The organism is Streptomyces sp. W16 (assembly GCF_033194735.1).
In the GTDB taxonomy this organism is placed as follows: Bacteria; Actinomycetota; Actinomycetes; order Streptomycetales; family Streptomycetaceae; genus Streptomyces.
In genome coordinates, this window is sequence record NZ_JAWOAI010000646.1 from 1 (window position 1) to 4,864 (window position 4,864).

Consider the following 4,864-nt stretch of genomic DNA (forward strand, 5'->3'; position numbering starts at 1 on the left):
ACCCGCTCCTCCGCGCCCGCCGCCACGGCCCGCGCGACGGGGTGCTCGGAGGCGTGCTCCAGGGCGCCCGCGAGCCGCAGCAACTCCCGCTCGTCGGTGCCCTCGGCGACGTGGACCTCCTGGAGGGTCATACGGCCGGTGGTGATGGTGCCCGTCTTGTCGAGGACGACCGTGTCGACGCGGCGGGTGGACTCCAGGACCTCGGGGCCCTTGATCAGGATGCCCAGTTGGGCGCCGCGCCCGGTGCCGACCATGAGGGCGGTCGGGGTGGCCAGGCCCAGTGCGCACGGGCAGGCGATGATCAGCACGGCGACGGCCGCGGTGAACGCGGCGGCCGTGTCTCCGGTGACCGCGAGCCACACCCCGAAGGTGCCGAGTGCGATCAGCAGCACCACCGGCACGAAGATCCCGGAGATCCGGTCCGCGAGCCGCTGCACCTCGGCCTTGCCGTTCTGCGCGTCCTCCACCAGCCGCGCCATCCGCGCGAGTTGGGTGTCGGAGCCGACCCGGCTCGCCGCTACGACGAGCCGCCCGCCGGCGTTCACGGTCGCGCCGGTGACGGTGTCACCCGGTGCCACGTCCACCGGCACCGACTCGCCGGTCAGCATCGACGCGTCGACCGCCGAGACGCCCTCGACGACGGTGCCGTCGGTCGCGATCTTCTCCCCGGGCCGTACGACGAAACGGTCCCCGACCGCCAACTCGGCCACGGGAAGCCGTACTTCACGGCCGTCCCGCAGTACGGCGACGTCCTTGGCGCCCAGTTGCATGAGCGCGCGCAGGGCCGCGCCCGCCCGCCGCTTGGAGCGGGCCTCCAGATAGCGGCCCAGCAGGATCAACGCGACGACTCCGGCGGCCACTTCGAGGTAGATCGTCGAGGCGCCGTCCGTACGCGAAACGGTGAGGCGGAATTCGTCGTGCATGCCGGCCATGCCCGCGTCGCCCCAGAACAGCGCCCACAGCGACCAGCCGAACGCGGCCAGCGTGCCCACCGAGACCAGGGTGTCCATGGTGGCGGCGCCGTGCCGGGCGTTGGTGAACGCGGCCTTGTGGAACGGCAGTCCGCCCCAGACGACGACCGGCGCGGCGAGGGTGAGCGCGAGCCACTGCCAGTTGTCGAACTGCAGGGCCGGGACCATCGAGAGCAGGACGACGGGCAGCGCGAGGAGGGCGGAGACGGTCAACCGCTCGCGCAGGGAGGCGAGTTCGGGATCGTGGTCGCGAATCGGTGTCTCGGGTCGCGGCGGTGCGGGTTCCTCTGCGGTGTACCCGGTCTTCACGACGGTCGCGATGAGGTCGGCGACCTGGATGCCCGCCGGGTAGCTGACTTTCGCCTTCTCCGTCGCGTAGTTGACGGTGGCGGTTACGCCGTCCATGCGGTTGAGCTTCTTCTCGACGCGGGCCGCGCAGGAGGCGCAGGTCATCCCGCCGATGAGCAGCTCGACCTCGGCGGCTTCGGGGGCCGCGGCTATGGGGGTCTCGGTGGTGGTGCCGATCGTGGTGGTGCTGGTCATGTCCGGACTCCAGACATCGGACCGGACCGCGCGGAGCCAGTATCAGCTGGTCGGCACGGCCCGGTCGGAGAGAACAGAAGTGTGGTGCCGGTGTCGCTGATTCAGACCTGGCCGACGAGCTCGAAGCCGGCCTCGTCGACGGCCGCGCGGACGGCCTCGGCGTCGAGCGGGGCGGCGGAGACGACGGTGACCTCGCCGGTCGACGCGACGGCCTTCACCGAGCTGACACCGGGCAGCCCGGAGATCTCGCCGGAGACGGAGCCCTCGCAGTGTCCGCAGCTCATCCCGCTCACCTTGTAGACGGTGGTGACGGAACCCTGGGTGTCGGTCTGGGCGCTCATGTCGTTCTCCTCGTGGAGGCGTGTGGAGGCGGCTGGGGTCGGAGTGGCCCACGGTGGCTCACCCTGGAACCCAGGGTATACCCCTAGGGGGTATTTCTCCAAGAGGGGTCGCGGTGGGCCAGCGACCGCACCCAGCCGACGCCGAGCAGTGCCACGAGTGCCATCCCGCCCACCGAGAACATCGTGAAGAGGTGCTCCTGCTGGTCGGTCGGCCGGGGGATGTACCCCTGGGCGAACAGGTGCCTGTCCAGCCCCGCACCCGACAGCCGGGCCACCAGCCAGATCGCGATGCCGTGAGTGGAGTCCCACAGGGCGTGCAGCAGCGAGACGCCGACGTACGTGCCGACGACCGGGCCGGTGAAACGGAAGCGCCCGTTCAGCTGTCGGTAGGAGAGCAGGACGGCACCCGCGACCGCCGTCCACAGGCCGTGCCCGAAGGGGGCGAGGACCCCGCGCAGGATCTCGGTCTCCAGGAGCGCCCGCAGATCGATGCCCTTCGTGGAGACGGCCGCGTTGAAGGCGTACCCGGCGCTCTCCAGGGCCGCGAAACCGAAGCCGACCGTCGCGCCGAGCACCAGCCCGGCGCGGATCCCGTGCAGCCGAGGCTGCCGGCGCAGCACGAACATCAGCGCCCCGAGCTTCGCGGCCTCCTCGATCAGCCCGACGCCGACGAACATCCACAGGGAGGGATGCAGCAGGTAGTACTCCATCACCGAGGCGCCCAGCACCCCGAGCGTGCCACCGGTCAGGAAGCAGCCCAGGATCACGCTGACGCCCAGGTCGCGCCCGTGCCGCTCGTACGCCCACAGCACGAAGGTCACCGGCACCAGGAAGCTGCCGAGCAGGATCAGCGTCGGCAGCAGCGTGGTGTTCCTCGTCGCGTACGTGACCAGCGCGGTCAGCACCCACAGCGCCAGCCCGCCGCCCAGGCAGTGCTTCCACAGGCCGGTGCGGATCTGGGGGTACGTCGGCGGCGGCTGCTGCGGCCCGGGGATACGGGCCCGGGGCGCGCCCGGCGGCGGAGAGTAGGTCACGGCAAATCCCCTCGTACTTCTACAGGGCAGATTTACTGGCACTTTATGGTAGATACGGCTCATGTCGCAGTCCGGGACGCTCGTCCTGATCATGGCCATCGCCGTACTGGCGCCCCTGCTGGCCTACGGGATCGGCCGGTGGCTACCGGTCCCGCTGGTCATCTTCGAGATCCTGCTGGGCATCCTCGTCGGGCCGGACGTACTCGGCTGGGCGGGCGACGGACAGGTGATCGACACCCTGTCCAGCCTCGGTCTGACGATGCTGATCTTCCTCGCCGGGTACGAGATCGAGTTCGACCGGATCCGCGGCGACACGTTGAAACGATCGGTACGCGCGTGGCTGATCTCCCTCGCGCTCGGCCTCGCCCTGGCCACCCTCCTCGCCGGCTGGTCCAAGGGCGTCTACATCGGTACGGCCCTCACCAGCACCGCCCTCGGCACGGTCCTGCCGGTGCTGCGCGACGCGGGGGACCTGCGCTCGCGGTTCGGCTCCGTGATGATGGCGGTCGGCGCGGTGGGGGAGTTCGGGCCGGTCATCGCCATGGCCCTGCTGCTCAGTGGACGCGCGCCGGGCCGCTCGACGGCACTGCTCGCCGCGTTCGCCCTGCTCACGGCCGGGGCGGTGTGGTGGGCGATGCGCCCGCGTCCGCCCTGGTTCTCCCGGGTGATCGCCAAGACCCTGCACAGCAGCGGCCAGTTCGCCGTACGGCTCGTGGTCCTCCTCCTGGCCGTGATGCTGGGCATCTCCCAGGCCCTCGGCCTCGACACCCTCCTCGGCGCCTTCGCCGCCGGCCTGATCACCCGCCTGGTGCTGCACGGCGCGGCCCCGGAGAGCGCGGGTTCGGTCCTGGAGAAGGTCGAGGCGATGGGCTTCGGCTTCCTGGTACCGGTGTTCTTCGTCGTCACAGGCATCGAGTTCGACCTGGACGCCCTGCTGTCAGGCGGCCATGCCCTGCTCCTCCTCCCGGTGTTCCTGGCCCTCTTCCTCCTCGTCCGCGGCCTTCCGGTCTACGTCCTCGCCCCGCGCGATCTCGTACGACGGGACCGGCGCGCCCTCACCCTCCTCGCCTCCACCGCGCTGCCGCTGGTCGTCGCGATCACCACCATCGGGGTCGACGACAAGGTCCTGAAGACGGCGGACGCGGCGGCGCTGGTCGGCGCGGCGATGGTGTCGGTGCTGGTGTTTCCGCTGGTCGCGTTGCGGTTGCGGGGCGAGCGGGTGGGGGCGGAGGGAGCTGTCAGGGGGTCCGAGTCGTGGTGAGGCTGACGGGGAAGGCGACTTGGTGGGCCCCGGCCCCGCTGCGACGCTCCCACGAACGGTTCGGTGTAAGCGAGGGAGGAGAGAACCCACTCAGGGGCGCGGGGCTGTGTCGACATGCGGCTCCGCCGCGGGGCGCGACCAGCCACGACGAACCCGCAGACGAAAACGGCGATGGGAGCCTGAATGAAAGCGGTGGTGTTCGAGCAATACGGTGAACCCGCCGAGGTACGAGACGTACCCGACCCCCACCCCGCAGCCCACGGAGTGACCGTCAGGGTCAAAGCCACCGGCCTCTGCCGAAGCGACTGGCACGGCTGGCAGGGCCACGACCCCGACATCACGCTCCCTCACATACCGGGCCACGAACTCGCCGGTGTGGTCGAGACGGTGGGCGCCCGGGTGACCGACTGGCGCCCCGGCGACCGAGTCACCGTCCCGTTCGTGTGCGCCTGCGGAACCTGCGGAGCATGCGCGTCCGGCAACCAGCAGGTGTGCGAGCGACAGACCCAGCCGGGCTTCACGCACTGGGGCTCCTTCGCCCAGTACGTGGCACTGGACCACGCCGACGTGAACCTGGTCGCGATGCCCGAAGGAATGTCCTTCGCGACGGCGGCCTCGCTCGGCTGCCGGTTCGCGACGGCGTTCCGCGCGGTGGTGCAGCGGGGCCGGGTCGCCGCGGGGGAGTGGGTCGCGGTGCACGGCTGCGGTGGGGTC

At 71.0% G+C, this 4,864-nt stretch carries 5 protein-coding genes; 2 read left to right on the top strand and 3 right to left on the bottom strand.

The genetic code is table 11. The features are described from left to right. From R6V09_RS46080 to R6V09_RS46090, 3 genes are all read right to left on the bottom strand, one after another. Positions 1–1,514: heavy metal translocating P-type ATPase (locus R6V09_RS46080; RefSeq protein ID WP_317887444.1), on the bottom strand; the 1,514-nt coding region annotated here is incomplete at its 3' end. A 101-nt stretch (positions 1,515–1,615) separates the two neighbouring features. After that, positions 1,616–1,855, bottom strand: a complete 240-nt coding sequence (locus tag R6V09_RS46085) for a heavy-metal-associated domain-containing protein (protein WP_317887445.1) — start codon at positions 1,853–1,855, stop codon at positions 1,616–1,618. Positions 1,856–1,938: 83 nt separating this feature from the next. Next, positions 1,939–2,889 carry a PrsW family intramembrane metalloprotease gene (locus R6V09_RS46090; protein ID WP_317887446.1) on the bottom strand — a complete coding sequence of 317 codons (951 nt, stop codon included), beginning with the start codon at positions 2,887–2,889 and terminating at the stop codon, positions 1,939–1,941. A gap of 61 nt (positions 2,890–2,950) precedes the next feature. Between R6V09_RS46090 and R6V09_RS46095 the strand changes: the two genes are divergently transcribed. Next, a complete protein-coding gene (locus R6V09_RS46095; protein WP_317887447.1) occupies positions 2,951–4,150 on the top strand; it encodes a cation:proton antiporter in 1,200 nt (399 codons plus the stop codon). 183 nt (positions 4,151–4,333) lie between these two features. Next, positions 4,334–4,864, top strand: a 531-nt coding sequence (locus R6V09_RS46100) for an alcohol dehydrogenase catalytic domain-containing protein (protein ID WP_317887448.1), incomplete at its 3' end; no start/stop codon positions are given.

Excerpts from the sequence above, each read along its gene's own strand:
- R6V09_RS46085 (WP_317887445.1), bottom strand. The coding sequence starts at position 1,855 with ATGAGCGCCCAGACCGACACCCAGGGTTCCGTCACCACCGTCTACAAG.
- R6V09_RS46095 (WP_317887447.1), top strand. The coding sequence starts at position 2,951 with ATGTCGCAGTCCGGGACGCTCGTCCTGATCATGGCCATCGCCGTACTG.